General features: G+C 43.5%; 15 protein-coding genes. 3 read left to right on the forward strand and 12 right to left on the reverse strand.

Features of this window, described 5'->3' with window-relative positions; genetic code table 11:
* Positions 1–22 precede the first annotated feature (22 nt).
* Positions 23–4,930, reverse strand: coding sequence for a WSC domain-containing protein (locus D891_RS09535; protein WP_025270226.1), 4,908 nt, complete (start codon positions 4,928–4,930; stop codon positions 23–25).
* Between the two features lie 209 nt (positions 4,931–5,139).
* Between D891_RS09535 and D891_RS0106035 the strand changes: the two genes are divergently transcribed.
* Both D891_RS0106035 and D891_RS0106040 read left to right on the forward strand, forming a co-directional pair.
* Entirely contained in the window at positions 5,140–6,147 is a 1,008-nt protein-coding gene (locus D891_RS0106035; RefSeq protein WP_025270227.1) for a HoxN/HupN/NixA family nickel/cobalt transporter, read from the forward strand.
* A gap of 9 nt (positions 6,148–6,156) precedes the next feature.
* Complete coding sequence (locus D891_RS0106040) at positions 6,157–7,335, forward strand: M24 family metallopeptidase (RefSeq protein WP_025270228.1); 1,179 nt, start codon at positions 6,157–6,159, stop codon at positions 7,333–7,335.
* On the opposite strand, the gene hypB is transcribed toward D891_RS0106040, so the two are convergent.
* The 7 genes from hypB to D891_RS0106075 form a co-directional block, all read right to left on the reverse strand.
* Positions 7,326–7,979: a hydrogenase nickel incorporation protein HypB gene (gene hypB / locus D891_RS0106045; protein WP_025270229.1), complete on the reverse strand. Its 654-nt coding sequence runs from the start codon at positions 7,977–7,979 to the stop codon at positions 7,326–7,328. The genes D891_RS0106040 and hypB overlap by 10 nt on opposite strands.
* Positions 7,979–8,329 (reverse strand): hydrogenase maturation nickel metallochaperone HypA/HybF, encoded by a 351-nt coding sequence (locus D891_RS0106050; RefSeq protein WP_025270230.1) that lies wholly within the window; start codon positions 8,327–8,329, stop codon positions 7,979–7,981. The genes hypB and D891_RS0106050 overlap by 1 nt, the downstream gene beginning before the upstream one ends.
* On the reverse strand, positions 8,307–8,798 hold the full coding sequence (locus tag D891_RS0106055; RefSeq protein ID WP_025270231.1) for a hydrogenase maturation protease: 492 nt from the start codon (positions 8,796–8,798) through the stop codon (positions 8,307–8,309). Before D891_RS0106055 ends, D891_RS0106050 begins: the two co-directional genes overlap by 23 nt.
* Complete coding sequence (gene cybH / locus D891_RS0106060; RefSeq protein ID WP_025270232.1) at positions 8,791–9,471, reverse strand: Ni/Fe-hydrogenase, b-type cytochrome subunit; 681 nt, start codon at positions 9,469–9,471, stop codon at positions 8,791–8,793. The genes D891_RS0106055 and cybH overlap by 8 nt, the downstream gene beginning before the upstream one ends.
* A gap of 2 nt (positions 9,472–9,473) precedes the next feature.
* Positions 9,474–11,168: a nickel-dependent hydrogenase large subunit gene (locus D891_RS0106065; RefSeq protein ID WP_025270233.1), complete on the reverse strand. Its 1,695-nt coding sequence runs from the start codon at positions 11,166–11,168 to the stop codon at positions 9,474–9,476.
* Complete coding sequence (locus D891_RS0106070) at positions 11,168–12,355, reverse strand: hydrogenase small subunit (protein WP_025270234.1); 1,188 nt, start codon at positions 12,353–12,355, stop codon at positions 11,168–11,170. The genes D891_RS0106065 and D891_RS0106070 overlap by 1 nt, the downstream gene beginning before the upstream one ends.
* 116 nt (positions 12,356–12,471) lie before the next feature.
* Positions 12,472–14,217, reverse strand: a complete 1,746-nt coding sequence (locus D891_RS0106075) for a PA14 domain-containing protein (RefSeq protein WP_232227892.1) — start codon at positions 14,215–14,217, stop codon at positions 12,472–12,474.
* Between the two features lie 108 nt (positions 14,218–14,325).
* On the opposite strand from D891_RS0106075, the gene D891_RS0106080 reads away from it, so the two are divergent.
* Positions 14,326–14,931, forward strand: coding sequence for a trimeric intracellular cation channel family protein (locus tag D891_RS0106080; RefSeq protein ID WP_029952079.1), 606 nt, complete (start codon positions 14,326–14,328; stop codon positions 14,929–14,931).
* Here the strand turns inward: D891_RS0106080 and rimO are convergent.
* Genes rimO through D891_RS0106100 form a run of 4 tightly spaced genes read right to left on the reverse strand, consistent with a single transcriptional unit; the run spans position 14,917 to position 19,487 of the window.
* Positions 14,917–16,212 (reverse strand): 30S ribosomal protein S12 methylthiotransferase RimO, encoded by a 1,296-nt coding sequence (gene rimO, locus D891_RS0106085; RefSeq protein WP_025270237.1) that lies wholly within the window; start codon positions 16,210–16,212, stop codon positions 14,917–14,919. The genes D891_RS0106080 and rimO overlap by 15 nt on opposite strands.
* A complete protein-coding gene (gene typA, locus D891_RS0106090; protein WP_025270238.1) occupies positions 16,209–18,029 on the reverse strand; it encodes a translational GTPase TypA in 1,821 nt (606 codons plus the stop codon). The genes rimO and typA overlap by 4 nt, the downstream gene beginning before the upstream one ends.
* Before the next feature lie 20 nt (positions 18,030–18,049).
* The gene (locus tag D891_RS0106095) at positions 18,050–19,144 is read right to left on the reverse strand and encodes an NAD(P)H-dependent flavin oxidoreductase (protein ID WP_025270239.1); all 1,095 of its coding nucleotides are present in this window, start codon (positions 19,142–19,144) and stop codon (positions 18,050–18,052) included.
* 1 nt (position 19,145) lies between these two features.
* The gene (locus D891_RS0106100; RefSeq protein ID WP_025270240.1) at positions 19,146–19,487 is read right to left on the reverse strand and encodes a phage holin family protein; all 342 of its coding nucleotides are present in this window, start codon (positions 19,485–19,487) and stop codon (positions 19,146–19,148) included.

Below are 19,487 nucleotides of genomic sequence, written 5' to 3' on the forward strand. Positions count from 1 at the left end.
CCTTATAATCCACCCTTTTGGTCTATCTTCTGCCGCTACAGGTTATATACTTAAACCCATCACAGAAAGCCTGATTGCATACCTTGCCGTCATCAATCACATATGTTGGTGATTTTGCACCGATGTCGTAATCCTCCTCAAATGCTATTGCCCTTGCAAAGCCCATTCTTCTGCAGAATGCATCTGCAGCGCCTTTTCCGCAATCCTGAGCCCACCTTCTGCACCAATCCAGTCTATAGCCGTTTATTGTTGGGTATCTGAATGTTTTTGTGTTTTTAGAATATGTATGTTTTATGCCTGATATACAACAGCTTCTTTTTACTTGGTTTGGTATAGAGCCTTTTAGCCAGCATCTTGCCCGTGGTCCTTGAATTGTGTAGGGCTTTACATATGTCCAGGCTTTGCATTTGGGGTCCTTTTTGCAGGCATTCTGGCAGAGCCTATAGTCTGGGTAAGGTAAATCGAAGCTTTTATAATCCAAACCCGGCCTATCTGTGTTAACCTCGACTCCACTGTAATTAATCCTCGGTATATTGAGGTGTGTTATCCTGTATATGCTATTTGCCCAACTTCCGCCGCATATCTTGGATTTATCGCCATTGCATTGCATATTGCAGTTTTCAGCCCTTCCGTATCTTCCATAGGTGTTGCCGCAGAAGCAGTATCCGCTGTATTGAACGCCTGCATACCTAAAGCCCCTTTTTGCACACTCCCTCATACACAAGCTCGGTGTCATCTTGTCGCTTCCAAAGCCAAAGGCTGCCAGATCTCTGCCCCTTAAACCGTAGGGGTCGCCTTGGTCTTTGAAGCAGCCCAAGTATTCGTAGTTGTTGTCGGTCTTGTATGAGTTGTTGTTTTGGTTGTTGCCTAAGAAGTCTTCTCCACCCTCTGCTGTGTTGTAAATAATGTTATCGTTCTTATTGCCTGTGGCCTGGCCATTTACACTGTAAACACTATTTGCCCAAACCCCTCCACATATCTGATTTCTATCACCCGAGCAGTGCATATTACAGCTTTTAGATTTTCCATACCTTCCATAACTATTGCCACAGAAGCATTGACTGCCGTATTGAACAGCTGCATACCTAAAGCCCTTTTCTTTACAATACGCCATACACCTATCAGGCGTCATTTTCGAGTCATTAAACAAGGCTGCACCGTGCAAGTCTCTGCCCTTGAGCCCATACGGATCACCCCTATCACTAAAACATCCAATATAATTAGAAGCATGGTGTTCTTTTTTAGAAACCTCATCAGAATGGTTGGGCTGCTGCGTGGTTATATTTGATTTTGAACGATTCTTACAAGACATATAGCGTTCTCTTGCTTTTTTGTAGACCCCATAAGCCTTCCTTGCCTCATCGGTATTACCCTTACCGCTGCTCATGAGCTTAACCACCCTGTTATAGGCCTCAACATAGGCCTTATAATACCCCTTGCAACTATTGTCCGTCCCGGATATATCTTTGTGTTTTGATGGTTGGTGACTTTTGGCAGCAGGAGGTTTAGCTTTGCCGTTATTATCCCCGTTTATCTGCTTATTGGTTTTGGGTTTATGGCTATCTGTCTCTTTGGGCTTTTTTTCTTTATAGCTATCCGGATTGGCCTGCTCCTTACCCTCCCCTTCTTCTTCATCCTTATCGGTTGTATTAGACACCCAATAAACAGATACAGGGCAATCCCTTGGTGCAATGCTTGTTCTATCCTTCAAAACACACGAAACCTCTATTCTGTATACAGCCCCCTTTATGGGCATCTTGTATACATAGTTAAAGTTGTAATTCGAGCTGACCTTAATCATGGGCTTGTTTTCGCACTCCGCCCTTAACTTATCGTTCTGATTACTGCCTGCAACAATAATTGGACAGATGCGTAAGTATACCTCTTTTGTAAACCTCTTAACACCTTCTGAAGCCCTGTATGTCTTTACGGATAGGTTTGGGCTGGTTGAGTATATCTTTATAAAATTGGAGCCCTTAAACAATTTCTTCAATTTAGACAGCGGCGTTGAGTTTATCTCTATCTCACAGAAATCCTTATTCGGATCCAGACGAACGGGTTTTATGCTGTACTCCTCAAATCTCTTCATTGCAAGGTATACCCCGCATGGGTATTTCAAAAACGGGTTCTGCCTATACCTCTTGCTCAATACATACCCATCATCCACAACAAATAGTTCTTTATATACCTTTTCTGCCTGTTTATAGGTGTTGTGATCATACCTCTTATCAAGAGAATCTAATATCTTATTCAACTGTTCCACCTTTTTGCACTTCTTTACAACAATGGGCATATCGGCATTCCTGGCAGCAATTATATCCTGGGGGTATCTATTTAAGAATGTGTGCATAAAAGCAGCATGCGAACTATAACAACAATAGCAATCCGGACAATTACAATCAACAGCCCTATCATGGCCATCGCTGTTTATATACCTCAAAAGATACGGTGCCATCGACTTCTTCTCCCTTTCAGGGATAAAATACATCCAGTTCCTTACAGAGTACCTATCCCACAGATCGTTGTATATGTCGATTCTTGCCAGTTCTAATTCGCTAAAGAGGGGCCTTCTTGATATATCGTTAATCTTGCGTATTCTTTCGGATAGCTCAATCAATAGCTGCCTAATCCTCTCACTCTTTCCGTTATAATCCCACTCATTAGGCACACCGTCCTTCGATAGCTTACATATGTGCAATACTTTATTGTATCTTCTTTTAATATCGGATGCAGTAATGCTCCACTCCCTAACAAAATCCCCATCATTTATCCTTCCGGATCTATATTTCTTATCCAGATAGAGTATTCTCATCACATCCTTCTTTATGAGGCTCCTTTGCTTTTTAACATACTCCGGATTTATTATCTGAACCATGAACTCAAGATAGTCGGCAAACAGCTTATTTATCTGCCTTCTCTTTTCCACCCCTTTTTGAGCCAGGCTAAGAACATCTCCAGGCAAGTATCTCTGATAAGAAGGAATTATGCTTGTATTTTCATCTGCATCTTTATCCCCCTCTTTTTGAGAAATCATATTGACTATGTTAGCTTCGGTCTCATCCTCTATCTGGGAGATCCTATTGCCAATATCAATGGGGTCTACATCAAACTTGCATGCCCTCATCTTAACCCTATAACCCCAGCTATAAGGCTCATCATAACCGTATAAACAACTGGCAGGCTTAAAAGCCCCCTCTTCAAAGAAATACATGTAATTCGCCTCAGCAAACATCTCATAGCTTTTAACAAAATCATCAACATACTTTCTGCATTCCTCTATTTTGTCGTCTAATTTTTCAAGCATATCCTCAATATGCCTCTTCTTCTGCTCAATCAAAGCATAATCACGAGGCCTAAAGCCAATGCCCATACTTTTGGTTTCTTCCTTTATATCTTTGGCAAGGGCCATCCCTTCTTTTCTGTATTTATTTAAACCCGCCTGAAACCTGCTAAACATACCGTCAAGCTGATTCTTTATACTCAAACAGCGATTATAGTATGACTGCCGCCTGTTTCTATACCAACTATACAACTCATTAAATTCCTTATCCATCTTGCCGCTAAGATGGCCACCATAACACTCAAGCAATCGATTGCGCAACTCCTTAAACACCTCGTCTGAGGCCTCCACATACTCATCAAACGATATACTGCCGCCTGAAAACAGATTATCAATCTTTAACAATGCCCCCTTGTATTTCTCTATGTCGGTTTTGCAGTTTTGCTTTTTTGTCTTGTGTTCTGGGTTTATGGTCTCTGTCACCCTTTCTATTTTGCTTATTCCATTTGAGTTAGGCGCCACATAGCCCTTTATGTTGGGCGTGGCCGGTATGCTACTTGCAGCCTTTATCTGCCTGAGCTTTTTGGCAAGCGCCTTTCTATCAAAATAATACTCGTTAACCAGATCATCGCACACATCCTTGTGCCTCCTCTTTCTACAATCGTAATTCGCAGCCATTCTTGCCAGTTCTATTAGCCTCTTCTGCGTCTGGAGTTGATCCTCTATTAACTCCTCGCCAATCCATATCTGAACAGATTTCTTCAACAGTTCAGAGCCAAAAACAACCGAAGCAAACAGAGAATCGGCCTTTGATTTTGCCTCCTCCTTTAGCTTCTCCTTAAGCTCCTTAGCTGTTAACCCTCTGTATTTTCCAATGCCCTTTATGAGTTGATCCTTTAACTTCTTTTCTGCCTCTTTCTGGAGCTTTTCCTTGAGTTTATCGTTCATCTTCTCGCCGATCTTATCAAGAACCTTTTGAGCGGGTGTATCGTCCACCTTAGGCATCACCATACTATCCCAGAGATACTCTGCTATTTGTGGAGTGGCATTTATCCTTCTCTCCATATCAACTATAAATCTCCTCTTCCATGTCTTTTCAACCAACTCCAACACCAAATTCGTAATATGGCCCGTTATATCGAGGCATTTATCCTTATCCAACTCCTTGAAGCAATCTGTTATATTCTTAAACACATTACTCCAATCGAGGTTCTTTACTATCCAATCCACATCCTCATAAACACCCTGCCAAAAATCGTTCTTCATACTCTCAAAGGTCAGTGCATCCATACCCTCCAATGTCAACAGCTTCTGTTTTAGCTCAAAATGGAGGGCCTCCAAGTATTTCAGATGCAGATCTTCTAACTTCTCCCCCTTTATTCCTTTAGATTCAGCAGAACTATACGCCACATAGGCCTTATACCTATTCTTCTCCAGCCTGCTAAAATCCATCACCCTGTATTCGAAGTATTTATTCTGAATCTTATTCAACCTATCGGACAACTCCTTGATTATGAATTTTTCTTTTTCTATTAAATCCTTATTGCTAATATCCTTCTTAGAGTCCTTGTTTGAAGCCAAAGAAGCATCAACACCAAATACAGCAAACAACAAAATCAAAAAAAACGAAAAACCTGATACGCATCCCATCCTCCCAATCTTGAATTATCCGATTAGAAAGCCCTTCCTGTATAACCCCTCTTCAGGGAGTCAAATAGATAACCCTATACTATTAATTCAGCTAACCAACATCTTATTGTTTACTTATATCAAATTTAGAATAAGGTGTCCAAAAATATTGACACATCCAATAAATAGTGGTAAACACAAGGAAAACACTTTAATTTAGGAGGGGAAAGGTGGGCAGGAACGCTAAAATCTTGATTTTATTTCTCATCCTGTTTAATTTAACCTCATGGGCTGTATTCATCGGTGTTGTGAAATTTTCCACAGCTATGTTAAGTTTAGGCGCTTTAGCCTATTTCTTTGGTTTAAGGCATGCTTTTGATGCAGACCACATAGCAGCTATAGACAATGTTACAAGAAAACTTAGACAAGACGGAAGAAGGGATGTTGGTGTTGGATTATTCTTCTCGTTGGGTCATTCCACGGTTGTCCTTATTATGTCTATAGTCATAGTGGTTGTTGTGAGAGGATTCTCTCCTGCAATAAAATCCATAGAAGAAGCCGGTGGACTATTTGGAAGCATAGTTTCTGCAGGTTTTTTAACAATAATAGGCATAATAAACCTATTTATTCTAAAAGATCTATACTCGATCTTTAAATCCTACAAACAGAACGGATCAATGGACAAAAAGACTCAGCAGATGACAGAGGAGCTTTTAAACAAAAGGGGGATGATGGGCAAATTCTTCGGATTTATGTATAGAAAAATAGACAGAAGCTGGAAGATGTATCCCCTTGGATTCCTTTTCGGTCTTGGATTCGATACTGCAACAGAGATAGCCATACTTGGAATATCTGCAACAATGGCAAAGAACTCTCAACTTCCCATATGGGGTGTAATTATGTTCCCTCTGCTTTTTGCCGCAGGTATGAGTTTAATGGACTCCTTAGATGGCCTAATAATGATGAAGATATACGACTGGGCTATGGTGGATGCTATAAGAAAGCTATTCTTCAACATAGCAATTACGGCAGCAAGCGTATTTGTGGCCTTAGCGATAGGAGCTATAGAGTGGGTTCAGGTTATCTCTGAGAAATTCAATCTAAACTATGCATTCTTTGAGTTTATAGACAATCTAAATTTTGAGGTTTTGGGTGGCGCCGTTGTTGTAATAATGATACTTAGTTGGATTTATGCATTCTTCTACTACAAAAAATACCTCCAAGTTAAAGTCAGATAGGAGAGTAAGATGAAAGAGGAGTTTTTAAGCAGAATAAGCAAGCTATCGGAAACGCTAAAGGAAAACGGCATCGATGTTGCATTAATTATGCAAAACACCGATCTGTATTACTATTCAGGCAGCATACCGTCAGGGGTTTTGGCCATATCCTCAGAAGGAGATATACTCTATGCCATACGAAGGGGATATCTAAGAACAAAAAACGAGACTGCGGTGCCCGACGATGCCCTCATACAGATAAAGGGCCTAAGCCAGCTGCCCGCTTTATTAAAAGAAAGGGGCATGAGGCTTGATACAGTGGGAATAGAGATGGATGTCGTGCCTGCTGATATGTATCTAAGACTCAAAAGCATATTCAAGGAATCCAACATAACCGATGTATCGTTTCATATAAGATGGCAAAGAGCCAAAAAATCGCCCTACGAGATAGAAAAGATGCAGAATGCAGCAAGGATGCTTGACTGCACAATGGAAGATGCAAAAGAGCTCATAAGGGCTGGAAAAAGCGAGATTCAGGTAAGTGCCGAACTTGAATTCAGGGCAAGAAAAAGGGGACACCAAGGAAGGAGCAAGATGAGGGGCTTCAACGGTGAGGTATTTATGGGGCATGTCCATTCAGGATACAGAAGCGCATACCCCTCAGGCTTTTTAAAACCAACAACAGGCATAGGACCGCACCCAAGCTATCCCGAAGGGGCCTCGTTTGAGAAGATAGATAAGGACTCACCCGTGATTGTGGACTTTTTAGCAAACTATCAAGGGTATCTATCCGATGAGACCAGGCTATTTGTCGACGGTAAGCTTCCAAAAGAGTTGGAAAGGGCTTTCTATTTTTGCGCAGAGATGCTCGAGTGGCTGGAGGAAACCGTAAAGGTAGGAATGATAGCAGAGGATGTTTACAATCAATGCCTATCAATGGCAGAAAAGGCCGGATACAAAGACAACTTCATGGGCGTAAAACACAACCAAACGCCATTTGTTGGCCACGGTATAGGGCTTGAACTGGATGAGTTCCCCTTTATCGCAAAGGGTCAGCAATACGCCTTAGAGGAGAATATGACATTTGCCTTTGAGCCAAAGATCGCATTTGAAGGCATAGGGGCTGTCGGCATAGAAAATACATACCTCTTGACAAAAGAGGGGCCAAAGCCCTTCAATAGATTTCCAAGGGAGATTGTCTATCTGTGAGATTTTATTAAAGATTTGAGATACTCAAACCACAATTCGAGGTTGGTGCCTTTCTTGGCGCTAACCTCAAACACCTCAGCCTTAGGCGATACCTCTTTTAGCTCCCTTCTAACCTTTTCGATATCAAAATCCAGTATGCCCAACAGATCTATCTTGTTTATCAAAACCACATCGGCAACATTGAACATGACGGGGTATTTTTTTACCTTATCATCCCCTTCGGGCACGCTCAATATAACGACATTTCTATCGGCTCCAATGTCGAATGTCGCAGGGCAGACAAGATTACCCACATTCTCAATGATAAGCAGATCGCAATCCAGCGAAACCTTATCAATGGCCCTATACACCATCTGTGCATCCAGATGGCAGGCACCCGATGTGTTAATCTGAACAACATCGACCCCTAAAGCCTTAACCCTCTCCGCATCCCTGTCTGTATCTAAATCACCGTCTATAAAGGAAATTCTAAAATCATCCTTGAGCGCCTCGATGGTTTTTTCAACAATAGTGGTCTTACCGGCACCCGGCGAGGACATAAAATTCACAGAGAAGATACCTTTAGACCTTAAAAGCTCCCTGATCCTTTCTGCCGTCTCATCGTTTCTCTGGAGTATCTTCCTTTCAACAACAACCCTCTTCATCACACACCCTCTATATCAACAATTTCCATCTCTTTTCCCGATATTATCTCCAAAGGCATACCGCAAGAAGGACATATCAAAGCCATTTCGGTTTCATCATCAAAACTAAACTCCCTATTGCAGATATTGCACTTAGCCACAACATCGACCCTTTCTATCTCAAACAGAGTCGATTCGATTATCTTTTCTTCCGTTCTTAATGCCTCTAAAGCAAAAAGGAGGGCATCAACCATAACGCCACTGAGTTTGCCTATCCTAAGATGCACCTTAACAATACCCTTCAAATCGTTCTCTAAAGCCGTCTGTTTCAGTATATCAACTATGCTTTCAGCTATCGCCCCTTCGTGCATAAACCCCGCCTAACCTTTCCACCTCATCAAGCACTATCTCAGCAACAGGGACTATCTTGGATTGCAGAAGGCCTGTAAGCTCAACACTCAAATCATTGGGCGTTACGGCCAAAGGAACAACACCCACAACCGTGGCATCCCTATCCTCACCCATCAGTTTAACATGATGCAAGACATCACCCAATCCTATCTCGTGGATGGACGATACAAATGTTAGATTCGGCGGAACCTCACTCAACCTAAACTTATAGATACTCCCGGGTTCATCATCAACCCTAATAGCATCGATAAAAATGAGGCTTTTATAGGTAAGGAAGTACTCTATCAGCCCAAACCCTATAGTCCCGCCGTCTATAATGTCCACATTGTCAAATCGATAATGCTTAAGGAGGTATCGGACCAGGTGAACCCCAAAGCCCTCATCGGCCAAAAGGAGATTACCCAGCCCGATTACAGCTATACTATTCATCTTCACACTTATAACCAGTAAACATGGAGGATAGCGATCCGTTCTTCTCGCCAATATCGTGGGCGATAACCATATACACATGCGCTATAACAAAGATGATAAAGAACCACATAAGCAGATGGTGGGCTATCCTTATATTGGGATAGCCGCCAAAAAGCTGAACAAGCGGGAAGAACAACTTTTGCACAAACGAAACGCCCCTGATTGAGTTGTCGTTCATTGTATAGAGGATTATTCCCGTAAAGATCTGAAGAATCGAGGCAACAATAAAGGCAAAATAGGCCAACGACTGAACCGGATTGTATTTTGTCTTCAAACCCTCAACACCGTATGGTTTGAAGGTAAGGTAATTCTTAAGCGTTAAACCCCACTCCCTAATGTTAAGCCACCTGAAGAGAAACTCCTTCCAATCTGCATCGAAGCGTGAGAAGAAGGCGTAATACAACCTGAGAATGATGGCAAAGATAAACACATAGGCGGCAACAAAGTGTATAAACCTGACATTGGCCATGGAGAATGTATTGTAAGCCTCCTTTGTGCCTGGTGTATGCACAAACCAGAACGGATCGGCTATGTAAAAACCGGTGAATGTCAATACGGCAATGGAGATGAATGTAAGCCAATGCAGAACCCTTATACCCACCGTCCATTCATACTTCTTCTTCAAACACATCGTTAGACCTCTACCTTAAACTTTTTAACCTTACCGCTATCCACATCGGTTATATGGACAGCACAGGCAAGGCACGGGTCAAATGAATGGATGGTTCTTAACACCTCCAACGGCTCCTCCGTATCGGGCACAGGCAAACCTATCAACGACTCCTCATAGGCGCCCCTCTGGCCCTTCTCATCCCTCGGTGATGCATTCCATGTTGAAGGCACAACAACCTGATAATGCGTAACCTTCTTGCCCTTTATTCTGACAAAGTGGGCAAGCGAACCCCTTGGAGCCTCATAAAGGGCCACGGATGTATTGGTCTCTTTCTCTGGATATTCAAACCTCGTCCAGGTTCTCTCATCGCCCTGTTTTAGGTTGGCAACAAGGTCGTTGGCCCACCTATAGGCCCCATACCATATATAGAATGTCTCAATGGCCCTTGCAGCCGTCCTTCCAACTGTGGAGAACATCTGCCTTACATCGGCATTGTGTTTGTTTAGATAGGTATCAACAAGTTGCCTTATGTTGTTGTGATTTGAGGCATAACCCACCAACATCCTTGACAACGGGCCAACCTCCATCATCTTACCCTTATACCTTGGAGCCTTAACCCAGCTGTATTTTTCATTTCCCTTTATCGTGCCATCCTCGTTTAGGCCTGTATATTGAGGTATGGTCTCCTCCTTACCTGGATAGACACCCTCATTGGGGCCTTTATACCACGAATGGGCAACACTCTCTGTAATAAACTTCTCATCCACCTTCTCAACCTTGCTTAGATCTCTGTCGTATATAACACCCTGCGGCAGATACCTGTATTCTGCCTCCCAATCGTTTGTCTCGGGGAATCCACCATAGCTTAAGAAGTTATAAGAACCGCAACCCCAACCCTCAACGAATTCATCCTTATAGAAGTGGGTAATGAGGTCTATATCGGCAAGATAGGCATGCCTTATAAACCCACCAACCTCATCCAGCTTAGAAAGATACTGTCCCAACCTCCTTGCATCGAGCATATCCATAACGCTTGTGATACCACCAACAACCAAGCTCTGCGGGTGGGGGTTCTTGGCACCGTATATAGCCATCATCTGAGCCAGAACAACCTGAACATAGAGGGCATCCAGATAGTGAGAAATAACGATTAAATCACCCTCCGGTGGCAGCTTGTATAGCTTATTACCCAGATAGGCGCCAGAGAACGGTCCAAGCTGGCCGCTTGCAACAAACTTCTTCAGCTTCTCGATCACCTCTTTGTAATGTTCAACAGACGCATTGTAAGGCTTTTTGGAAAACTGATGCGCCATCTCGTTTGCTTTAACCGGATCGGCCTTCAAGGCACCTGCAACATCAGCCCAATCCAGTGAGTGTAAAGCATAAAAGTGAACAATATGGTCATGCATGAACTGGCTTGCGTTTATCATATTCCTTATAAGCCTTGCATTCGTGGGCGGTCTTATACCCAAAGCCACCTCAGCAGACATGGTGTTGGCCTCATAATGGGCCCATGTGCAAACGCCACAGATTCTCTGAACCAAAAGACCTGCATCCCTTATGTCCCTACCCTGAAGGATAGGCTCAATACCCCTCCAGAGCGTTCCACTGCTCCAGGCGTTATCTATTTTTCCATCCTTAACATCTATCTCTATCCTCAAATGACCCTCTATCCTCGTGATAGGGTCAATTACCACATGTTTTTTCTCAGCCATTATTCACTCTCCTTCTGGGATGTTTTTGTTGTTTTTCCTCTAACTATACTACCTGCAGCATGAATACCGATAGCTGCCGCTGTTGCACCGGCCAGGAAGGCCCCAATCTGATCACTGGTTGCCTCAACGCCCTTACCAGCCGGCACTCTAATATCCGCCTTCTCGTTGGGTTCCTCAAACGGAGCCATCGTATCCCAGAAATTGGGCTCAGAACAGCCTATACAACCATGACCGGCACCGATAGGCCAGTTGGTTCCCTGATTAAACCTATACCTTGAGCAGTTGTTGTATGTAAATGGACCCTTGCAACCCATCTTATACAGGCACCAACCCTTCTTTGCTCCTTCATCGCCCCACTCTTCCACAAATTCACCTGCATCGAAGTGGGCCCTTCTTTCGCAGTAGTCGTGAATCCTCGAACCGTAAGCCCACAAAGGCCTGTATAACAGATCCAACGGCGGGATCTTGTCAAACAAGAGTATATGCAAAAGTGTTCCTACCATGTTCACGCTATTGGGAGGACAACCCGGCACATTCACTATCTCTATACCAAGAGCATCCCTCACACCCTTCGCACCGGTTGGGTTAGGATATGCAGCCTGAACTCCACCAAAAGCAGCGCAGGTACCAAACGCCAGAACAACCTTTGCATCCTTTGTTACCCTTCTTGCCCTTTCAAGGCCTGTCTCACCTTTGGAGCCAACCCTCAGGTATATGCCCCCGTCTTTTGTCGGAATAGCACCCTCGATTATGCATATATATTTGCCCTTGTACCTCTTTATAGCATCGTCAAGGTGCTTTTCGACCCTCTCGCCGGAGGCCATCATCAGCGTATCGTGGTATGTTAGGGAAACCTGATCAAAGATAAGCGTGGCAATGTCTGGTTCTCTTGTTCTTAAGAAACTCTCAGAGCATCCGGTGCACTCGGCCATGTGAAGCCAGATAATAGGCGTCCTCTCCTTGATGGCAGCAGCCTTTGCAATCCTGGATTCAAAGGCCGGTGGCAGCATCAAAGTGGCCGTAAGGAACGAAGCCCACTTAAGGAAGTCCCTTCTTGAGAAGCCATTTTCCTTAAGCCTCTCTTCAAATTCCTCTTCCCTTTCTTTGCTGTAGAGGTCGTTTAGCTTCTCATCGACCTCACCAAGCAAAGACTCATAATACTCCTGCAAATCCCTACTATTAGCCAAAGCCCACCTCCCACCTTAAATCTAAAGTTATAGTTAACTCTTTTATAAAACTTTTTTGTATAGATGTCAAGTAATATTTTATCTGTATTACTCAATCACCTATTTTAGTGGAAAACTCATTGATAATTTATCTTTATTGAAAACTCGCTATCCTCCGGCAACGAATACACCGTCTCTATCTTCCTTGCCTCAACACCCAGACCCTCCAAGAAGTTTACCACGGATCTGAGCCTGTTTTTAGAAAGCCCATCCGAACCACCGTAAATAACTATTTTGCTATAATCCTTGCCGATAACCTCCCTTTTCATCTTAAGGAGAACCCTAACGCCATACGGTGTAAGCCTATAGCTATCACCATCAAACAAGATTCCCTTTTTTATGCCATAGCCGTCATCAACCCTAACAACAGGGGCAAAATCCCCTATATCAAAAACCCTATACTTACCATTATCCTTCACATACAAAACCAGAGCAACCTCATACCTCGGACCCTGGAAGTAATCAACCTCTATTCTATGCGAACCCTTATCCAAAAACACGCTGCCGTATCTCTTTCTTGGTGGGTGTATGCCGTCGTTGTTTATAATCCTTTTGCCGTCAATATACAGCCTTGCACCGTCATCGCTTAAAAGGGCAAACCTAAACAGCCTGGGTTTTAGAAGAAATATCTCACCCCTGTATCTGATGCCAAACCACTCATACCTTGAGCCTATACCATCAAAACCCTCATCAAATCTTCTGGGCGTAATGTCCAAAATAGACGTATACACAACACCCGCCCTCCTCAATCTGTTAAAATTGGGAAGCCTGCTGGTGCCCTCCTTTAAATAAAAAACCTCGCCCATAAACACAAACGGGTCTTTGTTTACCCCACCAAACGGATTATGTGTCTGTTGTTGAGCAAGCTTATCAACGCACGGCTTTACCATTCTAACCCTTACATCGGTCTCCCTATCGTATGCCACCTGAAGAATCGATGTATAAGCGGGTTTTGTAAAATCGGCAGAAGGCATGGTAAAGGAGAAGCTATAGACACCGTCTGATGTGCTATCGTTTGAGAAATTCAGATTGATGACATCGCTGGTCTTCCAGTGGTTATCCTTTATGATGATCTTGGATTCCACAATGTTATCAACATTGGCCTTAATCTTGCCCCTAAACAGATAGCTATCGCCCTGTTTGTAAACATTATAGCTCAATATCCTAACATACCTGTTGATGGGCATCTGGCCTTCCTCAAAGAAATAGAACGCACCGTCGTTATAGCGACCATCGGCCCTTGCAGCATCCTCAAACCTGAAGTAATACTTCCTGTCGTTTATCTTCTTTGAGATGAAGTATTCGCTGTCTGTGGAATAGATAGGCCCCTTCCAACCGTAATAGTGTGTTTTGACCAAAAACACGACCCTATCACCCTCTTTTAAGCCCTTAATCGGTATGGGTGCACCCGTATCCTTGGGCAATCCAGCAAACTCAACAAGGAACCTGGGTTCACCGCCGTTTACAGAATAATAGACCCTGCTGCAGGCTGCAGCACTAAACTTCTGCATCTTAAAATACCAGGTCTTGCCCGAATCCGGTATAACAACCTCACCGTCGAAGATGGGCTGCTCTATATGGCTTGTTATGTGCGTATCCTGTTGGATGTTTTCATCTTCGTTGTATTCCTCCTGATACCCCTCATCCTGCTGCTGTTCTTGTTGTTCTTCCTTTTGTTTATCTTCGCCTTTGAATGTGTCTTTGATCTTGTTTACCTCTTTTTGTATCTTTTGAACCTTGTTGAATATATCCATCAAGCCATCAGCTTTAGAAGAGACCGGTGCAACAACCAAAAAAATAGCCAATACAAACCTTATAAGCATCCTCACGGCTCACCTCCTATCTCGTTTTTTCCATTATACCACAATTCTTCATCCAGCCAAAATTATGATACTTGACACACAAAAACACAAAGAAGTATTATCAAACCCATGGATCTATTTGCCGTATTCAACGCTATAGGCATTGTGGCTTTTGCCGTATCCGGCGTATTCAAGGGCATTGCCAAGAATTTAGACATCTTAGGTGTCTCCATCTTGGGTTTTCTAACCGCCTTAGGCGGCGGCATGCTAAGAGATACCCTATCAAACAGAACGCCGGCCGTATTCGTTGGATATTCGGATGTAAGCTTTGCCCTTCTTGGCGTTATTATAGGTGTGTTTATTTACAAAACCCTGAAAAGGGATATATCAAATCTAATGATAATAAAGATATCGGATGCTATAGGTCTTGCCACATTTACCGTTATAGGCGCCGTTATAGGCTTTGATAAGGGGTTTAATGCGATAGGTGTGATAGTTTTGGCAACATTAACAGGCACAGGCGGCGGAGCCTTAAGCGATCTATTGATAGGCGAAATACCCCTGATTCTAAGGGAAGACTTCTATGCCTCCTGCTCTATCATCGGGGCTTTGATCTTCTTTTTAATAATGACACAACCCATAGAGGAGCGGTTGGCCATGACCATAACGCTGTTTTTCACTTTATCCTTGAGGCTTTTCGCAATAGCAAAAAACCTTTCCCTACCCAGACTGTAAAACAGCCACAAGGTCGGTCTGATTTTTAACCAACTCCACCCTAACCTTAACAAAATCACCGGGCTTTAGGCTGTCTGACTTTACAAAGATAACGCCGTCTATCTCATAGGCGCTTCTGTAGCTCCTTCCTATCCAATAACCCTCATCCTCTGCAGGCTCATCCACTATAACCTCAAGCACCTCACCCACAAGCCTTTCATTTATGCCTTCTGTAATCGACAGGGCAAGGCTTTGCGCCTCTATCAGCCTATCCTCCTTAATCTCCTCATCCATATCGTAAAAACTCTTAAATGCCTGGGTGCCCTCTTCATGGTAATACTTAAAAAAACCAGCCCAATCAAGCTGGCTATAGTCAAGAAAACTCAAAAGCCTATCAAAATCCTCATCTTCTTCGGTTGGAAACCCCACTATAAATGTTGAGCGTATGGCTATACCCTTAACCTTTAACCTCAACCTATCTATCAATCCCTCCATATCCTTCAGGGTATAACCCCGCCCCATGTCGGCCAAAACCCTATCCGATGCATGTTGAAACGGCACATCGATGTATCTAACAACCCTCTTAGAGGTCGACATAAACTCGATCAACTCATCCGTTATATAGCTCGGATAGGTATACATCAACCGAATCCAGGGTAAGCCCTCGATTTCATCAAGCCTTTTTAGGAGTTCAACAAGGGCGTTTTTTTTATTCTTTTCAAACATATAGGCTGTTGTATCCTGAGCCGTTATGTAAAGCTCCCTAACGCCTTTTTCTGATAGTATCTGCGCCTCATCAACAAGCTCATCCATATCCCTGCTTCTAAAGCCACCTTTAATTAGAGGGATGGCGCAAAAGGTGCAACCGTTTGAGCAGCCGTCTGCAATCTTTAGATAGCCTATATGCTTATGCCCTATAATATGCCTATAAATATAAGGTTTCTTTAGATTATGGGGGCTATCTAAAACAACATCGGAGATCCTATCCAGTTCATTAACACCCACAAAACCATCAACCTCTGGCAACTCCTCTTTCAACTGCTGCCTGTACCGCTCATAAAGACAGCCGCAAACTATAAGCCTCTTTGACGGGTCATCCTTCTTAAATTGGGCAAGTTCAAGTATAGTATCGATCGATTCCTCTCTGGCAGGCTCGATAAAGCCGCAGGTGTTCACCATCAACACATCGGCCTGCTGCGGGTCTTTTTCTATTGTACACCCCTTGGCTTTTAAAATACCCACCATATATTCACTGTCTGCTGTATTCTTTGGGCAACCCAAACTCTCAATATATACCTTCATATCCTATTGTGCTCTGTCATCCTTCTTTTTTGGGCTGATAAAATCTTCTTCCTCAATCTTATCGATTTGGGCGTTATCTCAACCAGCTCATCCTCTTTTATGAAGTTAATGGCCCTCTGCAGGCTCATGGGCGTTATGGGTGCTAAGATTATATTATCATCCTTACCGGCAGCCCTCATGTTGGAGAGTTTCTTTTCTTTTGTGGGATTCACATTCAGATCGTTCTCCTTGTTGTGCTCACCTATTATCATCCCCTCATAGACTTTTTCATTGGGTGTAATAAACAACCTCCCCCTCGGCTGAAGATTGAAAAGCGCATACGCCGTTGCGACACCCTCTCTATCCGAAACCAAAGAACCCGTAAACCTCCTCTTGATCTCACCCTTAAACTCCTCATAACCCTCAAGATAGCTGTTCATAATGCCTGTGCCCTTCGTGTCGGTTAAAAACTCATCCCTGTATCCTATCAAAGCCCTTGTCGGAATCAAAAACTCAAGCCTGACCCTGCCTGAGCCCTTGTTGGTCATGTTAATCAGCCTACCCTTCCTAAGTTGCAATTTACTGGTAATTACACCCATGAATTCCTCGTTGCAGTCTATAAACAGATGCTCAATGGGCTCCAAAACCTTGCCGTTTTCCCTTTTTAAGATAACCTCAGGCCTTCCAACGGTTAGCTCATACCCCTCTTTTCTTAAGGATTCTATTAAAATAATAAGTTGCAGCTCGCCCCTTCCTTTAACTATCACCTCATCGGGGTTTTCTGTTTGCTCAACCCTTAATGAAACATTGCGCCTCTCCTCCAAAAAGAGCCTATCCTTTATTTTGTTTGCCTGAACAATAGAGCCCTCTTTGGAGGCAAACGGTGAGGTATTGGCAGAAAAGCGCATGGCAACCGTTGGCTCATCAATCCTCAACCCAACCACAGGCCTTTGGATCTGTGGTGAACCTATCACATCACCTATGGTTATATCCTCAATGTTTCCCGCAATAATGGCTATATCACCGGCAACTACGCTATCCACCTCTTTTAGGCCCAAACCCTCATAAACCTCTAATCTTGCAATCTTAAACGGCCTTTTTCTGCCATCCTTAGAAAACAGAACAAGCTCATCACCCCTGTTCAAATCCCTATTCAACACCTTCCCTATGGCGAGCCTGCCCAAATAATCCGAATAGGAGACATCGGCAACAAGCATTTGAAAGGGTTTGTTCTCGTTAATCTCTGGTGGTGGCACATCCTTTATAATCGCATCAAATAGCGGTTTTAAATCATCGCTATGCTCATCCAAGCCAAACCTTGCTATACCCTGTTTTGCAATGCAGTAAAGATAGCTAAACTCCAACTGTTCATCATTTGCATCCAGATCTATAAACAAATCATAAATCTCATCTAAAACCTCACCAGGGCGTGCATCCCTTCTGTCTATCTTATTTAGAACAACGATTATGGGCAGCTTAAGTCTCAACGCCTTAGTCAGAACAAACCGAGTTTGAGGCAAAACGCCCTCTGCGGCATCCACAAGCAGAATAGCACCATCCACCATTGATAGTGCCCTTTCAACCTCACCCCCAAAGTCGGCATGCCCCGGTGTATCGACTATATTGATTTTGACCCCTTTATAATTTACGGCACAGTTCTTTGCCCTTATGGTTATGCCGTGCTCCCTTTCTAAGTCTATGTTATCAAGCATCCTTTCCTGAATGATTTGATTTTCCCTAAAAAGCCCACTCTGCTTAAGCATAGCATCAACAAGGGTGGTCTTGCCGTGATCAACATGCGCAATGATGGCTATGTTCCTTATCTTTTCGTTTCTCATATATCTCCTATCTTATTGGATTAGTGGCTTCTGCAGGCCCTTGCGTATCCCTCTTTTAACTCATCAAACAGCTCTTTTGTGGAAACTATCTTATCCACCCTGTAAACATTGGCACCGGCAAAGGCAAAACCACCGGCAAACCTGCCCTTCTGGGCGTTCACAAGCGCCTGGGTTATGCAGTATGGTGCTTTTTTATAATCACACCCCTTCAAACACTGCCAGATACACTTAAACGGCTGCCTTTTACCTTTTTCAACATCCTCTAAAAATTTGTTCCTTATGGCCCTTCCCGGCAGTCCCACAGGGCTTTTTATTATAACCACATCCTCTTTCTTGGCCTTTATGTATGCCTCTTTAAACCTTATATCGGCATCGCACTCATGCGTTGCAACAAAACGGGTGCCCATCTGCACCCCGTCTGCGCCTATCTCGTTTATGAAATAGTATATATCCTCACCCGTATATATACCACCCGCTGCGATCACCGGTATCTTTCTGTCATACTTATCCTCATACGGCTTAACGGCCTCTATTATAGGCGGCAAAAGCCTCTCCAAAGCAAAATCAGGATCGTCTATCTGCTGGGGTTTAAAACCTAAATGGCCTCCAGCCTTTGGGCCTTCCACAACCACACAATCGGGGACATCCTTATAGTGCCTATCCCAATACCTAAAGATCAACTTCAAAGCCCTATCGGATGATACAATGGCCCCAAACTTCGTATCACTGTCTCTTAACTTCTCATACGGCACATCAAGCGGCAGGCCAGCACCTGCAAATACGATGTCAATCCCTTCCTCCACAGACACCTCAAACAGATGCTCAAATTCACTCATGGCCACCATTATGTTGACGCCTATAATCCCGCCACCTGAAAGCTCTCTGGCCTTTCTGATTTCTTTTCTCAAAGCCCTCTCATTGGCCTGTTGAGGGTGTTTCATAAAATCCTTCTCATCCACCATTCCGATCTCGGCGGCGGATATTACGCCTATACCGCCTTCTTTAGCCACAGCACTGGCCAGGGAAGATAAAGATATGCCTACACCCATTCCCCCCTGAACTATGGCGTATTTAGCCTCCTTATCGCCTATCTTCAAAGATGGTATCTCACACATGCTATTCTTCTCCTACAAACATACTCAAAATAAAACTAATAAAGCTCATAAATAGCGAGGCAACAAAAGCTGCCCAGAAACCACTGACATCAAAACCCCTAACGATCTGCGATGTGATTAAAATCATAATGGTGTTTATAACAAGCGTAAAAAGCCCCATGGTAAGTATATTCAAAGGCAACGTCAATATAATCATGATGGGCTTTAGGGATGCATTGAGAAAACCTATTATCAACGATGCAACAGCAAGCGCAACAACGCTGTGCACGACAACGCCCTTCACGATTATGGCAGCAACCCCCAAAGCTATGGTGTTAATGGCCCATTTAATAAGAAAATACAT

Origin of the sequence: Hippea sp. KM1, from assembly GCF_000526195.1 — a bacterium.
In the GTDB taxonomy this organism is placed as follows: Bacteria; Campylobacterota_A; Desulfurellia; order Desulfurellales; family Hippeaceae; genus Hippea.